The organism is Paenibacillus sp. AR247, assembly GCF_002968895.1.
In the GTDB taxonomy this organism is placed as follows: domain Bacteria; phylum Bacillota; class Bacilli; order Paenibacillales; family Paenibacillaceae; genus Paenibacillus_AQ; species Paenibacillus_AQ favisporus.
The window spans coordinates 419,638-421,748 of record NZ_PCZT01000002.1 but is presented as its reverse complement, the minus strand read 5'-3'; the positions used below and the strand labels follow the sequence as shown (position 1 = coordinate 421,748).

Annotated in this window: 3 protein-coding genes; all 3 read left to right on the top strand. The window is 49.8% G+C overall.

Annotated features, from left to right (window positions below):
- Nucleotides 1-555 precede the first annotated feature (555 nt).
- The 3 genes from CPT76_RS02485 to CPT76_RS02475 are packed head-to-tail and all read left to right on the top strand — an operon-like array spanning nt 556 to nt 1,743.
- Nucleotides 556-1,029: a MerR family transcriptional regulator gene (locus CPT76_RS02485; protein WP_105441821.1), complete on the top strand. Its 474-nt coding sequence runs from the start codon at nt 556-558 to the stop codon at nt 1,027-1,029.
- Entirely contained in the window at nt 1,013-1,447 is a 435-nt protein-coding gene (locus CPT76_RS02480; protein WP_181152661.1) for a hypothetical protein, read from the top strand. Before CPT76_RS02485 ends, CPT76_RS02480 begins: the two co-directional genes overlap by 17 nt.
- 35 nt (nt 1,448-1,482) lie before the next feature.
- Nucleotides 1,483-1,743 (top strand): hypothetical protein, encoded by a 261-nt coding sequence (locus tag CPT76_RS02475; protein ID WP_105441820.1) that lies wholly within the window; start codon nt 1,483-1,485, stop codon nt 1,741-1,743.
- Nucleotides 1,744-2,111: the final 368 nt, after the last annotated feature.

Below are 2,111 nucleotides of genomic sequence, written 5' to 3'. Positions count from 1 at the left end.
GTGGGGGAGTAAGGTCCTTGCGGTGGCTTTGCAGCACCGGAAGGACGGGAAATGGGGTGCGGGACTGTGCTTCGAGGCAAAGCGTTCGGCTGGCGCGTGCTGTGCGTGCGTTGGGAACGCCCGCTCCGCGTGCGGATCATGCCTCCGATCGCTGTTGCCCCCGAATTTTTTGGGAATGGAATCGAAGGTGAAAATTCGGGGACAAAGGCGACCGCTAACGCTTCTCCGGCATGATTCCGCCCGCTCCGCTGCTGCCTGCGGCGAGTGGTGGAGTAAGGTCCTTGCGGTGGCTGTGCAGCACCGCAAAGACGGGAGCAGAAGCGGGCGCTGCTCCGATGCAGGCACGTTAGCAGGAGGAACCGGGAACGCTGCTGATCAATCTTCATGTTCGGGCCGATGGCGGTTATATTTAGAGCAAGTCACCACCTTAAGTGGTGACTTTTTTTATGGGTACGAGGCAATCAATATTAATTTAGGGATCACTTGATTTTTTATAAGAAAAAAATGTAAAAACCGACTTGACCTTGGAGTCTGCTCCAATGTTATTGTGAATTCATGGAAAAACTTTATTCTATACAAGAAGCTTCACGGATGCTGGGGATCCCGAAGGATACACTCCGCTATTATGACCGTCTCGGAATTGTCTCTCCTACCCGGGAAAACAATCGGTACCGCAGGTACTCGAAAAACGACCTCATCGATTTGATGAACATTCAAATTATGCAGTATGCGGACTTTTCTCTGGACGAAATCAAGGGGAAGTTTGGGTTCCACAGGATGGAGAAGGTAGACCCCGCTCACTGCCAGGAGGTTGCTGCGTTCCTCGATGCCAAGAATGCCGAGACACGCAAAAAGATTGCGCATCTTCAGAAGGTCAGTCAGCTGCTCGACGCAGCCGCCGAAACATTAAGAGACTTCAATCCAGAAAAAGACCAGCGGCTGGCGGAGATCGTACGCGAAATTTATCAGGGTATCCGTAAGAAGGAAACGGAAATTTTCGGGGAAGGATGTGATGATCATCAAGGTTAGCAATTTTTATTACCTGATCGCAGGCATTTTTGCGGTACTGTTTGCCGCTACGCACGCATGGAACGGGCAATCCGCTGTTCTTCCGGAGCTCCAGATAAATGCGATCACCATGGGGACACGGACGGTATTCATGTATGTTTGGCACATCATTACGGCGGAAAATCTGGTTTTCGGGGTCATGTTTATTTGGATGTCATTCCAAGGCGATCGATCGAAGGTCCGGTTTGCCGCTTGGATGATCGTGTTGCTTCTGATCGTACGGCTGATGGTCATTCTTGGCGTAACCGCATTTCAAGACGCTTCGTCCCTTACGGATACGTTAATCGACTCAATTGCCATCGTCATTTATGTGGCCTTTATCGTCTTGGGTATAAGGTTGAAGCCTAAAAAAGCTGGGAAGTCAGGAGCTACATTTTGATAGGGAGGAATGAAGGTTACGCATGAATCATAACCGTGGATGCAATCGTAGCTAGGGATGTAGACGCATTCCATAAAAGTCTCGGTCCGAATGTCGGTACGGGGCATGACTACCTGTTAGACAATCCCGTGCAGTTCACGGATATCGATGAGGTGCATGAAGAAGGAGGGCGCATTCTGGTTCTTGTCATGGGAGCTATGCAAATTGGAGGGAAGATAGATCCATCGAAAATGGGGTATACGTTTTACTTTGAAAAGGATAAAAGCGGTGAATGGCAGATCGTATCCATCGATTAGCTCAGCGGCTCGGCCTCCTACAAATCAAAAAAACCTCTCAAGCGTGCATAGGGTTCACCATGCAGCTTGAGAGGTTTTTGCGTAAAGATTTCTTTTGGTCGAGAGGTATTTGATGTTAATTACACGTACCGGATTGCACGCACCAGCGGAGAGGACGGAATCGTTCTGGAGAAGCGGTCAGCGGTCGCCTTTGTCCCTTGATTTCCACTTCGGCATGTTACTGATCGGGAAATTTGGGGCAACAGCGATCGGAAGAACGATCCGGCATCGGAGCGGTCAACGAAGCTCAACATTTACATGATCTGCTCCAATGAGGGGCTTCAAGACTCATCGTATGCATTTACGAGATCTGCTCCTAAGAGCAGCTT